We start from the raw sequence: 18,244 nt of genomic DNA, 5'->3' as shown, positions 1-18,244 counted from the left end.
ACCCCTTTCGCGGCACAAGGCCGCTCCTACATCGATCGTGCACGCTGGGGATCAGGCGATCTTCTTCAGGCCCTGCTTCTTCAGCTCTTCGTCGCGCAGCTCGCGGCGCAGGATCTTGCCGACGTTGGTGGTCGGCAGCGCGTCGCGGAACTCGATGGCCTTGGGCACCTTGTAGCCGGTGACGTTGGCGCGCATGTGCTCCATCACCTGCTCCTTGGTCAGGGTCATGCCCGGCTTGACCACGATGAACACCTTGATCACCTCGCCGGACTTCTCGTCCGGGATGCCGATGGCCGCGCACTGCAGCACGCCCGGCAGCGCGGCGAGCACGTCTTCGAGCTCGTTGGGGTACACGTTGAAGCCGGACACCAGGATCATGTCCTTCTTGCGGTCGACGATGCGCATGTAGCCGTCCGGCTGGATCAGGGCGATGTCGCCGGTCTTCAGCCAGCCGTTGCTGTCGATGATCTCGGCGGTGGCGTCTTCACGCTGCCAGTAGCCCTTCATCACCTGCGGCCCCTTGATGCACAGCTCGCCCACCTCGCCCAGGGGCAGTTCCTGGCCGTTGTCGTCGATAATCTTGCACAGGGTGGACGGCACCGGGATGCCGATGGTCCCCAGCTGGTTGGCCGAAGTCGGGTTGACCGCCGCCACCGGGCTGGTCTCGGTCATGCCGTAGCCTTCGCAGATAGCGCAGCCGGTCACCGTCTTCCAGCGCTCGGCGACACTCTGTTGCAGGGCCATGCCGCCGGACAGGGTGATCTTCAGCGCCGAGAAGTCGAGGTTGCGGAACGTCTCGTTGTTGCACAGGGCGACGAACAGCGTGTTGAGGCCGACGAAGCCGCTGAACTTCCACTTGCCCAGTTCCTTGACCATGGCCGGCAGGTCGCGCGGGTTGCTGATCAGCACGTTGTGGTTGCCGATGAGCATCATGGCCATGCAATGGAAGGTAAAGGCGTAGATGTGGTACAGCGGCAGCGGGGTGATGAGGATCTCGCAGCCTTCATGCAGGTTAGAGCCCATCAGCGCGCGGCACTGCAGCATGTTGGCGACCAGGTTGCGGTGGGTAAGCATCGCGCCCTTGGCCACGCCGGTGGTACCGCCGGTGTACTGCAGCACGGCGACATCGCCGGACTGCGGGTTGGCCTCGGTCACCGCGCCGCCCTTGCCCAGCGCCAGGGCGTCGTTGAAGCGCACGGCGCCCGGCAGGTGATAGGCCGGCACCATTTTCTTCACGTACTTGATGACGCTGTTGATCAACAGGCGCTTGAGGGGTGGCAGCAGGTCGGCCACTTCGGTCACAATGACGTGTTTGACCTGGGTCTTGGGCACCACCTTTTCCGCCAGGTGCGCCATGTTGGCCAGGCACACCAGGGCCTTGGCCCCGGAGTCGTTGAACTGGTGCTCCAGCTCCCGCGCGGTGTACAGCGGGTTGGTGTTGACCACGATCAGGCCGGCACGCATGGCGCCGAACACGGCAACGGGGTACTGCAGGACGTTGGGCAGCTGGACCGCGATGCGATCACCCGGCTTCAGGTCGGTGTGCTGCTGCAACCAGGCGGCGAAGGCGCCGGACAGGGTGTACAGCTCGCCGTAGGTGATGGTCTTGCCCAGGTTGCTAAAGGCGGGTTTGTCGGCAAAGCGTTGGCAGGATTGCTTGAGTACCGCCTGGATATTGGGGAATTCGTCAGGATTGATGTCCGCCGTGACCCCGGCTGGGTACTTATCCTTCCAAAAATGTTCGATCATGGAAGCCCGCTCCTTCAGCAACAGCGAATTCGGTATGCGTCGATGCGCTTATTATTGATATGAGAGGCCGGCTCATTGCAAACCGGATCCTCTGAAAGCGCGCCGAGAGTAACAGCTTTGCAAGGGGTCGCCTAGAGGCCGAAATGGGCCGACAGGTCACATAAATGACTCAATGAACATTTCAAGTCATTTTTAGAGTAATTATACAAAATGTCGCGAATCCGCCTGAAAACCCTTCCCTAGAGCGGATCTGCGGGAGCAGGCTTGTCGGGCCGCTCCCACAGGGTACAGCTCAGCCTGAAGGGCTGGGCGATTCCCCACAATCAGGCAATATCACGCAATTCCCGGCGCAGGATCTTGCCCACCGGGGTCATCGGCAGCGATTCGCGCAGCACAATGTGCTTGGGCACCTTGTAGCCGGTGAAGTTGGTCTTGCAGAACGCCTTGAGCTCATCGACGCTCACCCCACCCGCCCGCGGCACCACGAACAGCTTCACCGCCTCGCCGGTGCGCTCGTCCGGCACGCCGATTACCGCACAGCTGGCCACCTGCGGATGGCCCATCACCACGTCCTCGATCTCGTTGGGATAAACGTTGAAGCCTGAGACGATGATCATGTCCTTCTTGCGGTCGACGATGCGGGTGAAACCGTCCGGGTCGATGACGGCGATATCGCCGGTCTTCAGCCACCCCTCGGCATCCAACACCTGGTCGGTGGCCTCCGGCTGCTGCCAGTAGCCCTTCATCACCTGCGGCCCCTTGATGCACAGCTCGCCACGCTCGCCCAGCGGCTGCTCGTGGCCCTCGTCGTCGATCACCTTGAACGCCGTGCCGGGCACCGGGATACCTACGGTACCCAGGCGCGCCAGCTGGCCATAGGGGTTGGTGCTGGCCGCCGGCGAGGTTTCGGTCAGGCCGTAGCCTTCGACGATGCGGCAACCGGTAAGGGCCTCCCAGCGTTCGGCGGTGGCCTTGACCAGCGCGGTGCCACCGGAATTGGTGACCTTCAGCGCGGAGAAATCCAGCGACTTGAAGCCCGGGTTGTCCATCAGCGCGACGAACAGCGTATTCAGGCCCACCAGCGCCGAGAACCGCCACTTGCCCAGCTCCTTGATAAAGCCGGGGATATCGCGGGGGTTGGTGATCAGCACGTTGTGGTTGCCGGTCACCATCATGCACATGCAGTTCGCGGTGAAGGCATAGATGTGGTACAGCGGCAGCGGCGCGATCATCACCTCCTGCCCTTCCTTGATCAGCGGCTGGCCGTCGGGGCCGTGCTGGGCGAAGCAGGCCAGCACCTGGAGCATGTTGGCCACCAGGTTACCGTGGGTGAGCATGGCGCCCTTGGCCAGCCCGGTGGTGCCGCCGGTGTATTGCAGCACCGCGACGTTTTCCAGGGTCTGCGCCACCGGCTTGTGGGTAAGCCCGCGTCCCTGGCGCAGCACCTGCTTGAACGACACGGCCTGGGGCAACTGGTAGGCCGGAACCATCTTCTTCAGCTTGTCGACCACGGTGTTGACCAGCCAGCCCTTGGCCGTCGGCAGCAGGTCGCCCATCTTCGCCTCGATCAGGTACTCGATGCCGGTGTCGGGCAGCACCTCCTGCACGCGCTTGCCGAACATGTTCAGGTACACCAGGGCACGGGCGCCGGAGTCCTTGAACTGATGACGCATCTCGCGCTCGGTGTATAGCGGGTTGGTGTTGACCACGATCAGGCCGGCACGCATGGCGCCGAACACCGCGATGGGGTATTGCAGGACATTGGGCATCTGCACCGCGATGCGGTCGCCCGGCACCAGCTCGGTGTGCTGCTGCAGCCAGGCGGCGAAGGCCGCCGAATGGCGCTCGAGGTCGGCATAGCTCAGGGTGACGCCAAGGTTGCTGTACGCCGGGCGGTCGGCGAAGCGCTTGCAGCAGCGCTCGAAGACATCGACGACGGATGTGTAGGCATTCATGTCAATGGTGGAAGGTACGCCCGCCGGGCGCTTGTCGTTCCAGAAATCGGCTTGCATTTATTATTGTTCCTCTGCCGGGACATCCCTGACCTGATCGCCGGCTGGCAAAAAGGTGTTCAGCCGACGTTAGCAGCTCTGTCGATGGTGGCAAATACGCCAAGTGCCGCCATTAACATTGTGAATCTCTTTTCTGCCCTTCCTGCAATCGATGGCTTTGCGCATACACTGTTGGGCAACCTCCGCGCGCAAGGACCCGCCATGCCCCACGACGCCTTCTGGCTCCCCGCCAGCGAGCATTGCAGCCTTTATGTCCACCAATGGCTGCCGGCCACACCGGTCAAGGCCGTGGTGCTGCTGGCCCATGGCATGGCCGAGCATGCCGGGCGCTACCAGCGCCTGGGCCATGCGCTCAACGCGGCCGGCTACGGGCTGCTCGCCCCCGATCTGCGCGGCCACGGTCGCACCGCCGAACTGGGCAGCCTGGGCCTGTTCGCCCGGCAAAATGGCTGGAATGCCGTGCTCAACGACCTGGGCCTGCTGGCCCAGCACATCGGCCAGCAGTTTCCGGGGACCCCGCTGTTCCTGTTCGGCCACAGCATGGGCAGCTACATCGCTCAGGCCTACCTGCTGCACCACAGCGCCAGCCTGCAGGGCGCGATCCTCAGCGGCTCGAACTTCCAGCCGGTGGCGCTGTACCGCGCGGCGCGCCTGATCGCCCGCCTCGAGGCCTGGCGCCAGGGCCCGCTGGGCAAGAGCGCGCTGATCGACTGGCTGTCGTTCGGCTCGTTCAACAAGGCGTTCAAACCCAACCGCACCGCCTTCGACTGGCTCAGCCGCGATGCCGCAGAGGTGGACAAGTACATCGCCGATCCGCTGTGCGGCTTTCGCTGCAGCAACCAGCTGTGGCTCGACCTGCTGCAGGGGCTGGCGCAGATCAGTCAGAAGAAGAACCTGGCACAGATCGATCCAAACCTGCCGATCTTCGTGCTGGGCGGCGAATGTGATCCGGTAAGTGCCGGCAAGCGTCTCACCCATCTGGCCGACGCCCTGCGCGCGACCGGCAACCGTCATGTACAGTTGCGCATCTACCCCGGCGCACGCCACGAAGTGCTCAACGAAACCCATCGCGACGAGGTCACCGCCGAGATCATCGGCTGGCTGGAGCAGGCGCTGGCCCTTGGCCGCCCCGCCCGCAGTGAATGATCGGCAGCCTCGTCCGCCCCACAAGGAAGCCCCTGATGACCCAGGTCACCAACACGCCTTACGAAGCCCTCGAAGTCGGCCAGAAAGCTGAATACAAGAAGTCCGTGGCAGAACGCGACATCCAGCTGTTCGCCGCCATGTCCGGTGACCACAACCCGGTGCACCTGGATGCCGAGTTCGCCGCCAAGAGCATGTTCAAGGAGCGCATCGCCCACGGCATGTTCAGCGGCGCGCTGATCAGCGCCGCGGTGGCCTGCACCCTGCCCGGCCCGGGCACCATCTACCTGGGCCAGCAGATGAGCTTCCAGAAACCGGTGAAGATCGGCGACGAGCTGACCGTGCGCCTGGAAATCCTCGAGAAGCTGCCCAAGTTCAAGGTGCGCATCGCCACCAACGTCTACAACCAGAACGACGAACTGGTGGTCGCCGGCGAAGCCGAGATCCTCGCGCCGCGCAAGCAGCAGACCGTCGAGTTGGTGAGCCCGCCGGAATTCGTTGCCGGCTGAGACTCTCACGGCCACTGTAGGAGCGGCCTTGTGCCGCGAAAGGACTGCGTAGCAGTCCCAGAATTTCAGCGTCCACGCATAGATCGCCGGGGCTGCTACGAAGCCCTTTCGCGGCACGAGGCCGCTCCTACAGTGAGGCGCTCATCCCAGCTCGCGCAAGCGTCGCTCGATATGCCGGCGTTCCGGCCCCTGCCGGGTCAGCGTCAGCGCCTGCTGCCAGGCCTCGCGGGCCTGCACGGTGTTGCCCAGTTGCCGATGCAGTTCGGCCCGCGCGGCATGGGCCAGGTGGTAGTCGCCCAGCTCGCCCCGCTCGAGAATCGCCTCGACCGCGCGCAACCCGACCTGCGCGCCATCGCGTCGGGCCAGCGCCGCCGCCCGGTTCAGCTCCACCACCGGTGACGGCCAGTGACGCTGCAGCACATCGTACAGGCCGACGATCTCGTCCCAGTCGGTGGCCTCGGCGCTGGGCGCTTCGGCATGCAGCGCGGCAATCGCCGCCTGCACGCTGTAGGGGCCGAACTCCCGGCTGCGCAGTGCCTGGCGCACCAACTGACAGCCCTCCTCGATCTGTGCCCGGTCCCACAGGCCGCGGTCCTGCTCATCGAGCAACACCAGCTCACCCTGGGCATCGCTGCGCGCGTTCTGCCGCGAGGCCTGCAACAGCATCAACGCCAGCAGCCCCAGCACTTCGGCATCCGGCAGCAACTGCGCGAGCAACCGGCCCAGGCGGATGGCTTCGTCGGTCAGCGCGCGCGTGGTGACATCCTCGCCCGAAGACGCCGAATAGCCCTCGTTGAACACCAGGTAGATCACCCTCAGCACGCTCTCCAGCCGCTCCGGCAACTCGCCCAGCTCCGGTACCTGATAAGGGATCTGCGCATCGCGGATCTTGGCCTTGGCCCGCACGATGCGCTGGGCGATGGTCGCCGGGCTCTGCAGGAAGGCGCGGGCGATCTGCTCGGTGGTCAGGTCGCAGACCTCGCGCAGCGTCAGCGGCACCTGGGCATCGAAGGCCAGGGCCGGGTGGCAGCAGGTGAAGATCAGGCGTAGCCGGTCATCGACCAGCAGCTCCTGCTCGCCCGGGTCCTGGGCCTGGCCCTCCAGCAGCATGATCAGGTCCGCCTGAGAGCGGTCGAAGCGGGCACGCCGGCGCAAGGCGTCGATGGCCTTGAAACGGCCGGCGGAGACCAGCCAGGCCCTCGGATTGTCCGGGATGCCATCGCGCTGCCAACGTTCGACGGCAATGAAGAAGGCGTCATGCAAGGCCTCCTCGGCCAGGTCGAAGTCTCCCAGCAGGCGGATCAGGGTGGCCAGGATGCGCCGGGAATCGCGGCGGTAGACCGCCGCCACTTCGTCGCGGACGTGCGCTTCGCTGTTCATCAGCCCGGCGACTCCTGGGACATCGTGCATCTCCTTATGGGTCAGGGTTGCAACTCTCGCACCGGGCGCACCTCGACGCTGCCGACCCGCGCCGCAGGAATCCCCTTGGCGATGTTCAACGCTTCATTGAGGTCGCGGGCATCGACCAGGTAGAAACCGGCCAACTGCTCCTTGGTCTCGGCAAACGGGCCGTCGGTCAGGCTCATACGCCCGGCGCGCACGCGCACCGTGGTGGCCGTCTGCACGGGCTTGAGCGCCTCGGCGGCGATCATCCGCCCGGAGCCCTGGATGGACTCGGCGTAGGCCATGCATTCGGCGTCCTCGGGGCTGTCGGGCAGGCTGTGCAACAGCGCTTCATCACAATAGACCAGGCACAGGTATTTCATGATCGTCTCCGGAGCAAGCTGGCGATAGGCGGTCGAGAGCGTTCAGGGTTTGAGATCGAACAGCGCTTTTTGCGTTTCCATGTCGAACGGTGCCGACCAGTGTTCGTGGATGACCTGCCATTGGCCGCCGCTGCGCCGGTAGCCGACAGTGGCGCGCATGAAACCGCACTGGCTCTCATCGTCGGACGGGCCACAGCGGTTGAGCCAGTGGGCCAGGCCCAGGTCGCCGTCGGCGTGCACGGTCAATTGCGCCAATTCGAATACCATCGGCCCGGTGCACATGCCCATGCACATTTCCCAATGGGCGCGGTAGGCGGCCTTGCCCCTGAATTGCAGGGCCTGGATGGCGTCGAAGGCGAGAATGTCGTCGGCGTAGGGGGCGACGATACGGTCCACGTCACGCTCGCGCACCGCTTGCATCCACTGTTCGATAAGTTGCTCCAGCTCACGCTCGGCTGCAGTGTTCATCGGTGTTTCCTCCGAAGATTCATCAGGGTTGGTGGTGACGCTTTCAACACTGGTCGAACGGGAAAACGACAGATCGACAGCCGCCTGGAAATAAATCAGTCGAGGGGCGCGTCAAACGGGTGTAGACAAGATGAACTCACGATAACCCGAGAGAATCACGTACACCGCGAAATAACAGAAAATGGCCGCCGACAGCAGGTAGGACCACGTCAGCAGCCGGTCACCAAGCAAGCGCCCACCATGGCTGGCGATGCCGCAGAGCGACACGCACCAGGCCAATCCGGCGACGAAGAAGCCGCCGAGGAACAGACCCGCGTCGAGCAGGCTGCCGCCACCGGACCTGGAGATCAGCACCCCACCCACCGCCGCGAACCAGAGAATCGCGCTGGGCGATGACATGGCCAGGAAGATCCCGCGCAGGAACTCGCGCCAGCCCGATTCCACCACCACCTGCCCCCGCGACTCCAGATGCCCGCCACGCCAAGCCGCCAGCAGCATCTTCACGGCAAACCACACCAGCAGTGCCGAACCGCCCAGCCACAGGGCCCAGCGCACGCTTTCGAACTGCAGCAGCACGGTCATTCCGGCCAGAGCAGCAATTGCATAGACCAGGTCGCCAACGCAGGTACCCAGGCCCAACCAGAACCCCTGGAGGAATCCGCGCTGTATGGCCAGGGTGATCATGGCGATATTGGCCACCCCGATATCCAGGCAAAGGGACAGACTGAGCAGAAAACCGTTGGAGAAAGGCATGGCGCACTCTGGGCGTATTCAGGGGTGCACATTGAACCCGAGGGTGCGCTTGCCGTACAGAAAGAAAGTTCACTCGCTCAGACAGACCCCGCCAACACCTGCACATAGCGCCCGCGATCCACGTTGGCGCCACTGAGCACCACCGCCACGCGCTTGCCGGCCTGACGCCCACGCTCTTGCATCAGCGCGGCCAAGGCAGCGGCACCGGCACCCTCGGCGGTGTTGTGGGTGGTCTCGTGATAGAGCCGCATGGCCTCGGCGATCTCGTCGTCGCTCACTCGCACGATACGTGCGGCATGCTCGCGCACCAGGGCAAAGGCATCAGGGTGCGGCACGCGGCAAGCCATGCCGTCGGCGAAGGTGTCGGCGCTTGCGGTGGTGACGATGCGCCCCCGCTCGAAGCTCTGGGCATAGGCATCCGCAGCACTGGAGACCACGCCGACGATCTCGGTGTCCAGCCCCAGCAGGTTGCGCGCCTGGATCAGCCCGCAGATGCCCGAGCCCATGCCGATCGGCACATACACGCAATCCAGGTCGGCCACCGCCTCGAACAGCTCCAGCGCATAGGTGGCCACGCCGCGCACCAGTTCCGGGTGAAACGATGGGACCATCTGGTAGCCGCGTTGCTCGGCCAGGCGCGCGGCCTCTTCACGGGCAACGTCGAAGTCCACGCCGTGCTCCACCAGTTCTGCGCCCAAGGCGCGCATGGCGGCGTTCTTCTCTCGCGAGTTGCCTTCAGGCACCACGATCACCAGCGGCAAACCCGCCTGGCGCGCTGCCAGGGCCATGCTCTGGCCATGATTACCGCGGGTTGCGGTGACCAGCCCGTGGGGAACGTCGCCACTGGCCAGCAGGGAACGCACATAGACCAGCCCACCACGCACCTTGAAGGCACCGGTGGGGGCATGGTTCTCGTGCTTGACCCAGAGCTGGCAACCCAGCCGCTCGGCCAGCAGCGGCCAGGCATGCTGCGGGGTCGGCGGAACGTGCTGGTGAACAAAGGCGGCGGCTTCACGCAGGGCGGGCAAGTCGAACATGGCGATCTTCCTTCATCGGTAGGGCTTGATCCGATCCTAAGCGCCGGCCATTGTATGGGTCCAAATATATATTGCATGGGTAGCAATTTCGTGTGGATTCCCTCCCTGCCAGACAACGACCAGCCGCGCTACCTGGCGCTGGTCGAGGCCATCGCCGGCGCCATCGAACAGGGTGAGCTGAAAGCCGGTGAGCGCCTGCCGCCCCAGCGTCGCCTGGCCTGGGCGCTGGGCCTGAACCCGAGCACCACGCAACAGGCTTACCGCGAAGCTGCCGCGCGACACCTGGTGTCCGGGGAGGTGGGACGCGGCACCTATGTGCTGGCCAGCAGCAAGGAGGCGACGCTGTTTCGCCTCAAGCTGCCAGACCGTCGGCATCAGGTGATCGACCTGTCGACCAACGTGCCGGTGGCCGACCCGCACAATCTTGACCTCGAACACAGCCTGCGCAGGTTGCTCGAACAGGGTGAAACCGCCCTGCTCGACCATTACCTGGGGCCGGAGCAACTGCTGCTGGGGCGAATCCAGGGCACTCGCTGGTTGGCCAATCGTGGCCTGGCCCTGAGGCCCGAGGAGGTGCTGCTCTGCGGTGGCGCCCAACAGGCCTTGCTCCTGGTACTGCAGTCGCTATGCCAGGCAGGCGAGCCGGTGATGGTCGAAGCGCTGACCGCCCCGGGCATCAAGGCGGCCTGTCGACAGCTGCGCCTGCCGGTGCAGGGGGTGGCCCTGGATGAACAGGGTTTGCGCCCGGACGAACTGGACCGCGTCGTGCGGGCCAGTGGCGCGCGAGTACTGGTGACCACCCCGACCCTGCACAACCCGACCGGGGCCTGCATGGGTGAGGCCCGGCGCCAGGCGCTGGCGCAAGTCGTCAGGCGCCACGACTTGCTGGTGATCGAGGATGACGTGTATGGCGCCTTGACTGATCGGCCGCCGCTGTACCCTTTGCTCGAAGGCCGCGGCGTGTTGATCAGCAGCTTGTCCAAGACCGTGGCCGCCGGCCTGCGCCTGGGCTGGATCGTGGCGCGGCCAGCGTTGCTGGAGCAGATCGATCCTTATGCCCAGGCCACCCATTGGTCGGTGTCGCCGTTGAACTTGCACATCGCTTGCCAATGGATTTCGGACGGGACCGCCGCACGGCGACTGGCCTGGCAGCGGGAGGAACTGACCGAGCGTTGGCGCCTGGCGCGGGCGTTGCTGGGTAATGCACTGCCGGTGGACGGCGTGCCTTCGCCCCATGCCTGGCTGGCCACGCCTGGAGAGGCCGAGGCGCTGGTTGCCCGGTGTCGGGCGCAAGGGGTGGAGATCGTGCCGGCCAGCGTGTTCGCGGTGGGCACGGAGCGTGTGCGGGCGGTGCGGGTCAGCCTGTCGGCGGCGCAAAGCCGGGCGCAGTTGAAGCGGGGGCTGGAACTCGTCCGGGATCTACACCTGCCCCTGTAGGAGCGGCCTTGCCGAGGCGTCGGACCGGCCGGAAAGGGCCGCAAAGCGGCCCCGCGATCTTTGCGCCAACACTGAAATCTGGGGCTGCTACGCAGCCCTTTCCGGCCGGTCCGACGCCTCGGCAAGGCCGCTCCTACAGGGATTGTGCACGGCTCAATTCAGCCGGCAACCCTCGCCCAGGGCACGGTACTGAAGGGTGTGCACCTGTCCCTGATGGTCCTCGTAGGTCATGGTGGCGGGCACCACTTCACAGACGTTGGGGATCGTCGACAAGCTGATCACGCGCTTGATGTCGAGGTTGGTGGAATAGTCGTACTGCTCGACCACGGGTTGGGTGTCTGCGGTCTTGACCTGGTCCGCGAAGGCGAGCGAGGACATACCGACCAATGCAAGAATCAGTAAGGCTTTCATGGATAACGACCTTGATGGCTATCAAGCTGATCGCGTGACTTCTGATGCCGTCAATGGCGCGGAGAAGTTGTCATCGACTGCGAAGATGACACGAAGTACCGATCCCGCTTTATCGTACTGCCGGGGGGATGAGTGAAAGTCTACTCCGCAGCCGGAATAGTTGAACCCCGGAGTCGGATATTCACCCTTGCCGGATTTGCAACAATCTGCGACAAAGCACCGTCATTTTTCCTGCACAGGCCCTGTCGCGGGACAAGCCCGCTCCTACAGGTTGCATGCGACCTTGTGGGAGCGGGCTTGCCCCGCGATGAGCCACACAGCGTGAGCCACGCATGCCGCCCCTGACCTGCACCCGTCTGCCCCCGATCCAGCGCCGCCTGCTGGACCAGTTCTACCGCCAGCATGGCTCGCGCATGCGCGCCGCCGGTGACGGCGAGCAGTGGGTCGCGCGCAGCGGTGAAATCGTCGGAGGGATGAGCTTGTCACAAGTTGAGGGCGGCCACTGGCTGACCGGCCTGTTCGTCGCCCCGCAATGGCGTGGCCAGCAGATAGCTTCGCAGTTGCTGGAAACCGCGTTGGGCGCTGCCACCACCCCGACCTGGCTGTTCTGCCATCCGGACCTCACACCTTTCTACCAGCGCCTGGCCTTCACCCCGGCCACCACGCTGCCCGAAGCCCTGGCCTCGCGCCTGGCCCGTTACCAGCGCAGCAAGCCCCTGATGGCGCTGGTGCGGGATCAGTCGTCGGCCACATCAAGCCCCGGGAACAGCACATCGGTGTAGCCGAACTTGCTGAAGTCCTGGATGCGCGAGGGGTACAACCGGCCAATCAGGTGATCGCACTCATGCTGGACCACCCGTGCATGAAAACCATCGGCAAAGCGGTTGATCGGGTTGCCCTGCGGGTCGATGCCCGAATAGCTGATGTGCTTGTAGCGCGGCACCACGCCACGCAGGCCCGGCACCGACAGGCAGCCCTCCCAGCCGTCCTCGACCTCCGTGGCCAGCGGCGTGATCACCGGGTTGAGCAGGATGGTCCGCGGCACCGGCTCGGCGTCCGGGTAGCGCTCGCTGCGCTCGAAGCCGAAGATCACCAGTTGCAGGTCGATGCCGATCTGCGGCGCGGCCAGGCCGACGCCACCGACATGGGCCATGGTTTCGAACATGTCGTCGATCAGTTGCTTGAGCTCAGGACTGCCGAGCATGTGCTCCGGCACGGGCGGGGCGATGCGCAGCAGGCGTTCATCACCCATCTTGAGAATGTCGCGGATCATCAGGTATTCGGCTCGCGGGTCTGGGGTTCGGGTGTCACCGGGTGCTCATGGCCGAGCACGGTGATGCTCTGTTGCGGATTGTCCTGGGCGAATGCCTTCTCGCCGGGGTTCTTGCCCTCGGCGGACATATGCTCGATCACCGCGTTCATCTCGGCCCCCAGCAGCAGCACGGCAGCGGAGATGTAGAAGTACAGCAACAGCACGATGATCGCCCCGATACTGCCATACATGGCGTTGTAGTCGGCAAAGGTCTTCACGTAGTAGGCAAAGCCCAGCGACGCGATGATCCACACCACCACCGCCAGCACCGAGCCTGGGGTGATGAAGCGGAACTTCTGCTTCACGTCGGGCATCACGTAGTAGATCAGCGCCACCGCCACCATCATCAGGATGATGATCGCCGGCCAGCGCAGGATAGTCCAGACGACCACCACCGCCTCTTCCAGGCCCACCTGGGAGGCGATCCACTCCATGACCTGCGGCCCCAGCACCATCAGCGCGGCGGCCGCCAGGAGCATGCCGGCGACGCCGACGGTGTAGATGATCGACAGCGGGATACGCTTCCACACCGGTCGCCCTTCAGGCACGTCGTAGGCGGCGTTCATCGCGCTCATCATCAGGCGCACACCCGCCGAGGCGGTCCACAGGGCGATCACGATACCCACCGACAGCAATCCGCCCTTGGACTGCTGCAACTGGTCGATCACCGGGTTGACCTGTTCCAGGGCCTGGGGCGGCAGCACCAGCTCGGACTGCAGGCGCAGCCAGGAGAAGAAGTCCGGCAAGTGCAGGAAACCGATCAGGGCGATCAGGAACAGCAGGAACGGGAACAGCGAGAACAGCATCTGGTAGGCCAGCGCGGAGGCATAGGTGGACATCTCGTCGTCGAGGAACTCCTTGACGGTGCGCACCAGCACGCGGTGCAGGGGCAAGCCGCGCAGGTCGGGGAAAATCATAGCGTCTCCTTTCGCCGCTTGATCGGGGTGGCAATGCAACAAGTCTAATAGACCAGGCGGCGAGCGTGCTGTTCGCTGGCGCGTTGCCGAACGCACAAAGCAATCGCGGGGCAGTGCGCTCCCACCCGGTGAGAGCGCACTGCCCCGCGACAATGCCACTGCGATCAAGGTTTCTTCACGGCATCCTTGACCTTGCCCACGGCCTGCTGCGCCTCGCCCTTCAACTCCTGGGCCTTGCCCTCGGCGCGCAGCTTGTCGTTGCCGGTCACCTTGCCGACGCCCTGCTTGATGTTGCCCACGGCCTCGTTGGCCAGGCCTTTCGCTTTATCCTTGGTGCCGCTCATGGGATGTCTCCTTGCCGAAAAGACACGGGAAATCGTGTCGACACCTGATCGACCCACGGCCATCGGCAGGAGTTTCAATTAGTTTGCCTGGTCCCAGCCCAACGGCCTTGCGTTTTTCCCGTGGGAGCGGCGGCGCGCCGATGCGACTTGCCCCACGATGAGCCCACCCGCACAATATCAGGCCAATCTAGCGTCAACCCGCAGGAACCTGCATGAAACTCGACAAACCCACCGCCATCGCTCGCCGTAACGAAGCGCTGACCCGGCCGGTGCTCAACCGCGACAACACCCTGTTCGCCATCCTCGACAAGAAGCGCAACCTGTGGTGGTTCGAGGTGCCGGTGGCGCTGCTGCGCAAAGGCCAGCCCGACTGGGTCAACCTGCTGCTGCACACCCCGGAAACCGATGAACTGCAGCACCTGAAGGTGCCGACCAACTTCCTGCGCGCTCACCAGGAGCAGATGGAAGTGCGCAACGCCGGCAAACGCCGCTCGACCATCAGCCTGGCCCTGAGCGCCGACCGCGACTCACTGCTGCGCGACAGCCGCCCGGGTGGCGAGCAGCTGGACTTCAGCACCTTCGTGCAGGCCTGATCAGGCCCGCTCGATGCGATCGTCATGGATGACGATCCGGCCCTGCTTGAACAGAGCGCCGATGGCTTTCTTGAAGTTGCCCTTGCTGACATTGAACATCTGGCTGATCAGCGCCGGATCGCTCTTGTCACACACCGCCAGCACGCCGCCATTGGCCTCCAGGCGCTGCATGATCTGCTCGGGCAAGCCGTCGGCCAGGGCCTGGCCCACCGGCTGCAGGCTCAGGGCGATCTTGCCGTCGGCGCGCACTTCCTTGATGAAACCCTTCTCGTGCATGCCCGAACGCAGGAACTTGAACACTTCGTTCTTGTGGATCAGGCCCCAGTGGCGGTTGTTGATGATCGCCTTGAAGCCCATCGGCGTCTCGCCGGCCACCAGCAGTTCGACCGGCTGGCCGACCTGGTAGTCCACCGGGGTGCGGTCGAGGTAGCGGTCCAGCTTGGCGGTGGCGGTGATGCGCCGGGTGCGTTTGTCCAGGTAGGCGTGGACCACGCAGTAATCACCGATTTTCAGTGGCCGGGACTCTTCCGAGTAGGGCATCAGCAGGTCCTTGGACAGGCCCCAGTCGAGGAAGATGCCCGCGCCGTTGATGTCCTTGACCTTGAGGCTGGCGAACTCGCCCACCTGCATCTTCGGCTTTTCGGTAGTGGCGATCAGCTGATCCTCGCTGTCGAGGTAGATGAACACGTTGAGCCAGTCGTCCAGCTCGAGCTCGGCATCCTTGGGGAAGTAGCGCCGTGGCAGGAGGATCTCGCCGTCGGCGCCGCCGTCCAGATACAGGCCGAATTCCACGTGTTTCACGATTTGCAAACTGTTGTAACGCCCAAGCAGAGCCATTTCCGAAGATCCTCAAGACAAGGCGGCTATTCTAACACTTGACCCGCCCGTCCGCCCGAGCGCGCATGCGCCGGAACCCTCGGGCCCACCTTGCGTCCACTGCCTGGCCAGCCTGTGCAAGGATTCGCTGATGCCTCGATGCCTGACCCACGCCCTGCTGCTCGTCATTGGCTTCGCCCTGGCCCTTGTGGCCTGCAGCCGCATCGACCTGGCCTACCGCAACCTCGACCGCCTGGTGCCCTGGTCGCTGGACGATTACCTGGACATGAACCGCGAGCAGAAACAGCTGCTCGACGAACGGCTCAGGCAACAACTGGCTTGGCACTGCAAAACGCAACTGCCCGGCTACCTCGACTGGCTCGACCGGGTGCGGCTGATGGTGGCCGACGACGCGGTCACCGACCAGGCCCTGGAGCAACGTACCCTCGAAGCTCGCCAGGCCATCGGCCGGGTGGCCACGGCGATCACCCCCTCGGCCACCGAACTGCTGCGCGGGATGAGCGACTCCCAGGTCGCCGAGATGCGCCTGGCGTTTCGCGCCGACATCGACAAGCGCCGCAAAACCTATGACGAAACCCCGCTCCCCAAACAAATCGAACAGCGCGCCACGCGCATGCAGAAGCGCCTGGAACCCTGGCTGGGTGAGCTCAGCGCGCAGCAACGCTTGCGGGTGATGAGCTGGTCCCAGGCCCTGGGCGACCAGAACCGCCAGTCGATCGCCAATCGCGCGCACTGGCAGCAACAGCTGGTGCTGGCAATGGACCAGCGCGCCACGCCCGGCTTCGAACCGCGCCTGGCGCAACTGCTGCAGCGCAAGGAAAGCCTGTGGACGGCGGAGTACCGCCAGGCCTATGAGAACAGTGAACAGCAGGCGCGCAGCCTGCTGGTCGATCTGATGAAGCAGAGCAGCCCTGCGCAGAAGCAGTTCCTGCAACAGCGCCTGAGCAAGGTGCGGGCGGATTTCAGTGAGCTCAAGTGCCTGAAAGGTTGAAGTCAGCCAGGCTACTCAAGCCATGCGCATCCCCGTGTAGGAGCGGCCTTGTGTCGCGAAAGGGCCGCAACGCGGCCCCGGCAATGCCTGCTGCGAAGCTAAAATCCTGGGGCCGCTCCGCAGCCCTTTCCGACCGGTCCGACGCCTCGGCAAGGCCGCTCCTACAGGGGTACGTGTTCGAGCGCCAGTCAGCGCCCCTTGCGCCGATACGGAAACACATCGATTACCTTCCCCGCCCGGATCGCCTCTTGCAGGCCTTTCCAGTAATCGGCGTCATACAGCTCGCCATGCAGGCGGCTGAACAAACGGCGCTGGCCGATATCGGCGAACAGGAACGGCGGAAACTCCTCGGGGAACACGTCGTGCGGCCCGATCGAGTACCACGGCTCGCCCGACATCTCGTCTTCCGGGTAGCGAGGCGGCGGAATATGGCGAAAGTTGACCTCGGTGAGGAAGCTGATCTCGTCGTAGTCATAGAACACCACCCGGCCATGGCGGGTGACGCCGAAGTTCTTCAGCAGCATGTCGCCGGGGAAGATGTTGGCCGCCGCCAGCTGCTTGATCGCCAGCCCGTAGTCCTCCAGCGCCTCCAGCACCTGGGCTTCGCTGGCCTGTTCGAGGTAGAGGTTGAGCGGGGTCATGCGCCGCTCGGTCCAACAGTGACGGATGAGTACCGTGTCACCCTCCAGCGCCACGGTGGAGGGCGCCACCTCCAGCAGCTCGGCGAGGCAGTCGGGATCGAACTTGGCGCGGGGGAAGCGAAAATCGGCGAACTCCTGGGTGTCGGCCATGCGCCCGACACGGTCCACGCTCTTCACCAAGCGATATTTCTCGATCACCGTGGCACGATCAACGGTCTTGGATGGCGAGAAACGGTCCTTGATGATCTTGAACACGGTGTTGAAGCCCGGCAGGGTGAACACGCTCATCACCATCCCGCGCACCCCCGGCGCCATGATGAAGCGGTCGTCGCTGTTGGCCAGGTGGTTGATCAGTGCGCGGTAGAACTCCGACTTGCCGTGCTTGTAGAAGCCGATCGAGGTGTACAGCTCGGCGATGTGCTTGCCCGGCAGGATGCGCTTGAGGAAGTTGACGAACTCCGCCGGCACCGGCACATCGACCATGAAGTACGAACGGGTGAAGGAGAAGATGATCGACACCTCCGCCTCGTCGGTGATCAGCGTATCGGCCTCGATGCCATGGCCTTCGCGGTGCAGCAGCGGGATCACCAGCGGCCACTGCTCGTCGGGGGTGTACAGGCGTCCGACCAGGTAGGCGCCTTTGTTGCGGTAGAGCACCGGGGTGAACAGCTCCACCGCCAGCGCCGGGTCCTTGCACACCCAGTCGGGCAGGCATTCACGCAGTTGGTCCTGCAACCGCGACAGGTCGCCTTCCAGGTCCCCGTAGGGCACATCGAAGCGATAATCGGCGAAGATCGCCCGCAGCAATCCCTTCAGTCCGCCATCCAGTGCATAGGTGCGCGTCTGCGCCGCGCGTTCGTGGCCACGCATGGACGGGCGGGTGGTGTGGATGAACATGCAGCCGTCGCTGATCTGGTCATGGCTGAACAGGCTGCAGAACAGCGAGTTGTACCAGGTCTCGGACAGCTCATCGTCCAGCCGCGGGTCGATCAGGCGGATGTAGGCGTTCTTCACCAGCGGCCACTGCTCGACGTCCAACAGTTGGGAGGCCTCGAAGCCCTGGCGCAGCCAGCCGCTGACCTCGGCGACCTTCTCTTCGTAGAGGTTGATCCGCGCCGCCGCGGCGCGCTGGATGTCCTGCCAGCGCGCCTGCTCGAAGCGCTCGCGGGCACCGAGGGTGATGCGGCGAAAATGCTCGCGGTAGTCGTCGAAGCCATCGAGGATCATCCGGGCGATGTCGGCGGCGGGCCAGGGTTGGGTCATGCGCGGGATCTCATGGCGGGTGGAGTTAGACAGCTTAGTCGTCCGCAAGCGGCTCACACAG

19 protein-coding genes are annotated in these 18,244 nt (G+C 64.5%); 6 read left to right on the top strand and 13 right to left on the bottom strand.

Annotated features, from left to right (window positions below; genetic code table 11):
* Positions 1–51: 51 nt before the first annotated feature.
* The gene (gene fadD1 / locus V0R62_RS16625; protein WP_028693064.1) at positions 52–1,749 is read right to left on the bottom strand and encodes a long-chain-fatty-acid--CoA ligase FadD1; all 1,698 of its coding nucleotides are present in this window, start codon (positions 1,747–1,749) and stop codon (positions 52–54) included.
* Positions 1,750–2,072: 323 nt separating this feature from the next.
* Positions 2,073–3,761, bottom strand: coding sequence for a long-chain-fatty-acid--CoA ligase FadD2 (gene fadD2, locus V0R62_RS16620; protein WP_330104517.1), 1,689 nt, complete (start codon positions 3,759–3,761; stop codon positions 2,073–2,075).
* Positions 3,762–3,962: 201 nt separating this feature from the next.
* Here fadD2 and V0R62_RS16615 point away from each other — a divergent pair, with 201 nt between their 5' ends.
* Positions 3,963–4,907, top strand: a complete 945-nt coding sequence (locus V0R62_RS16615; protein WP_203651396.1) for an alpha/beta hydrolase — start codon at positions 3,963–3,965, stop codon at positions 4,905–4,907.
* Positions 4,908–4,942: 35 nt separating this feature from the next.
* Positions 4,943–5,413: a MaoC family dehydratase gene (locus V0R62_RS16610; protein ID WP_062574831.1), complete on the top strand. Its 471-nt coding sequence runs from the start codon at positions 4,943–4,945 to the stop codon at positions 5,411–5,413.
* Positions 5,414–5,554: 141 nt separating this feature from the next.
* Here the strand turns inward: V0R62_RS16610 and V0R62_RS16605 are convergent, their stop codons facing one another.
* From V0R62_RS16605 to V0R62_RS16585, 5 genes are all read right to left on the bottom strand, one after another.
* A complete protein-coding gene (locus V0R62_RS16605; protein WP_330104516.1) occupies positions 5,555–6,793 on the bottom strand; it encodes an RNA polymerase sigma factor in 1,239 nt (412 codons plus the stop codon).
* A 41-nt stretch (positions 6,794–6,834) separates the two neighbouring features.
* Entirely contained in the window at positions 6,835–7,179 is a 345-nt protein-coding gene (locus V0R62_RS16600; RefSeq protein WP_028693059.1) for a YciI family protein, read from the bottom strand.
* A 42-nt stretch (positions 7,180–7,221) separates the two neighbouring features.
* The gene (locus V0R62_RS16595; RefSeq protein ID WP_330104515.1) at positions 7,222–7,647 is read right to left on the bottom strand and encodes a YybH family protein; all 426 of its coding nucleotides are present in this window, start codon (positions 7,645–7,647) and stop codon (positions 7,222–7,224) included.
* Positions 7,648–7,758: 111 nt separating this feature from the next.
* Positions 7,759–8,400: a LysE family translocator gene (locus tag V0R62_RS16590; RefSeq protein ID WP_330104514.1), complete on the bottom strand. Its 642-nt coding sequence runs from the start codon at positions 8,398–8,400 to the stop codon at positions 7,759–7,761.
* Between the two features lie 77 nt (positions 8,401–8,477).
* Positions 8,478–9,437: a threonine dehydratase gene (locus V0R62_RS16585; protein WP_330104513.1), complete on the bottom strand. Its 960-nt coding sequence runs from the start codon at positions 9,435–9,437 to the stop codon at positions 8,478–8,480.
* Positions 9,438–9,512: 75 nt separating this feature from the next.
* On the opposite strand from V0R62_RS16585, the gene V0R62_RS16580 reads away from it, so the two are divergent.
* The gene (locus V0R62_RS16580) at positions 9,513–10,874 is read left to right on the top strand and encodes an aminotransferase-like domain-containing protein (protein ID WP_330104512.1); all 1,362 of its coding nucleotides are present in this window, start codon (positions 9,513–9,515) and stop codon (positions 10,872–10,874) included.
* 153 nt (positions 10,875–11,027) lie between these two features.
* Here the strand turns inward: V0R62_RS16580 and V0R62_RS16575 are convergent, their stop codons facing one another.
* The gene (locus tag V0R62_RS16575; RefSeq protein WP_028693053.1) at positions 11,028–11,285 is read right to left on the bottom strand and encodes a DUF2790 domain-containing protein; all 258 of its coding nucleotides are present in this window, start codon (positions 11,283–11,285) and stop codon (positions 11,028–11,030) included.
* A gap of 332 nt (positions 11,286–11,617) precedes the next feature.
* Between V0R62_RS16575 and V0R62_RS16570 the strand changes: the two genes are divergently transcribed.
* Complete coding sequence (locus tag V0R62_RS16570) at positions 11,618–12,067, top strand: GNAT family N-acetyltransferase (protein WP_330104511.1); 450 nt, start codon at positions 11,618–11,620, stop codon at positions 12,065–12,067.
* On the opposite strand, the gene def is transcribed toward V0R62_RS16570, so the two are convergent.
* The 3 genes from def to V0R62_RS16555 all read right to left on the bottom strand — a co-directional run bounded on the left by def (position 12,022) and on the right by V0R62_RS16555 (position 13,858).
* Positions 12,022–12,558 (bottom strand): peptide deformylase, encoded by a 537-nt coding sequence (gene def, locus V0R62_RS16565; RefSeq protein WP_186733041.1) that lies wholly within the window; start codon positions 12,556–12,558, stop codon positions 12,022–12,024. The two genes, V0R62_RS16570 and def, sit on opposite strands and share 46 nt — an antisense overlap.
* Positions 12,558–13,514 carry a YihY/virulence factor BrkB family protein gene (locus V0R62_RS16560; protein ID WP_330104510.1) on the bottom strand — a complete coding sequence of 319 codons (957 nt, stop codon included), beginning with the start codon at positions 13,512–13,514 and terminating at the stop codon, positions 12,558–12,560. The genes def and V0R62_RS16560 overlap by 1 nt, the downstream gene beginning before the upstream one ends.
* Positions 13,515–13,678: 164 nt before the next feature.
* On the bottom strand, positions 13,679–13,858 hold the full coding sequence (locus V0R62_RS16555) for a CsbD family protein (protein WP_186661155.1): 180 nt from the start codon (positions 13,856–13,858) through the stop codon (positions 13,679–13,681).
* 212 nt (positions 13,859–14,070) lie between these two features.
* Here V0R62_RS16555 and V0R62_RS16550 point away from each other — a divergent pair, with 212 nt between their 5' ends.
* A complete protein-coding gene (locus V0R62_RS16550; RefSeq protein WP_050706820.1) occupies positions 14,071–14,451 on the top strand; it encodes a hypothetical protein in 381 nt (126 codons plus the stop codon).
* On the opposite strand, the gene V0R62_RS16545 is transcribed toward V0R62_RS16550, so the two are convergent.
* On the bottom strand, positions 14,452–15,288 hold the full coding sequence (locus tag V0R62_RS16545; protein ID WP_028693048.1) for a CvfB family protein: 837 nt from the start codon (positions 15,286–15,288) through the stop codon (positions 14,452–14,454).
* A gap of 130 nt (positions 15,289–15,418) precedes the next feature.
* Here V0R62_RS16545 and V0R62_RS16540 point away from each other — a divergent pair, with 130 nt between their 5' ends.
* Positions 15,419–16,279 (top strand): DUF6279 family lipoprotein, encoded by an 861-nt coding sequence (locus V0R62_RS16540; RefSeq protein ID WP_330104509.1) that lies wholly within the window; start codon positions 15,419–15,421, stop codon positions 16,277–16,279.
* Positions 16,280–16,467: 188 nt separating this feature from the next.
* Here the strand turns inward: V0R62_RS16540 and aceK are convergent, their stop codons facing one another.
* Complete coding sequence (aceK, locus tag V0R62_RS16535) at positions 16,468–18,183, bottom strand: bifunctional isocitrate dehydrogenase kinase/phosphatase (RefSeq protein WP_330104508.1); 1,716 nt, start codon at positions 18,181–18,183, stop codon at positions 16,468–16,470.
* Positions 18,184–18,244 lie beyond the last annotated feature (61 nt).

Origin of the sequence: Pseudomonas carassii (assembly GCF_036324045.1) — a bacterium.
Lineage (GTDB): Bacteria > Pseudomonadota > Gammaproteobacteria > Pseudomonadales > Pseudomonadaceae > Aquipseudomonas > Aquipseudomonas peradeniyensis.
This window is presented reverse-complemented; position numbering and strand designations above follow the sequence as displayed.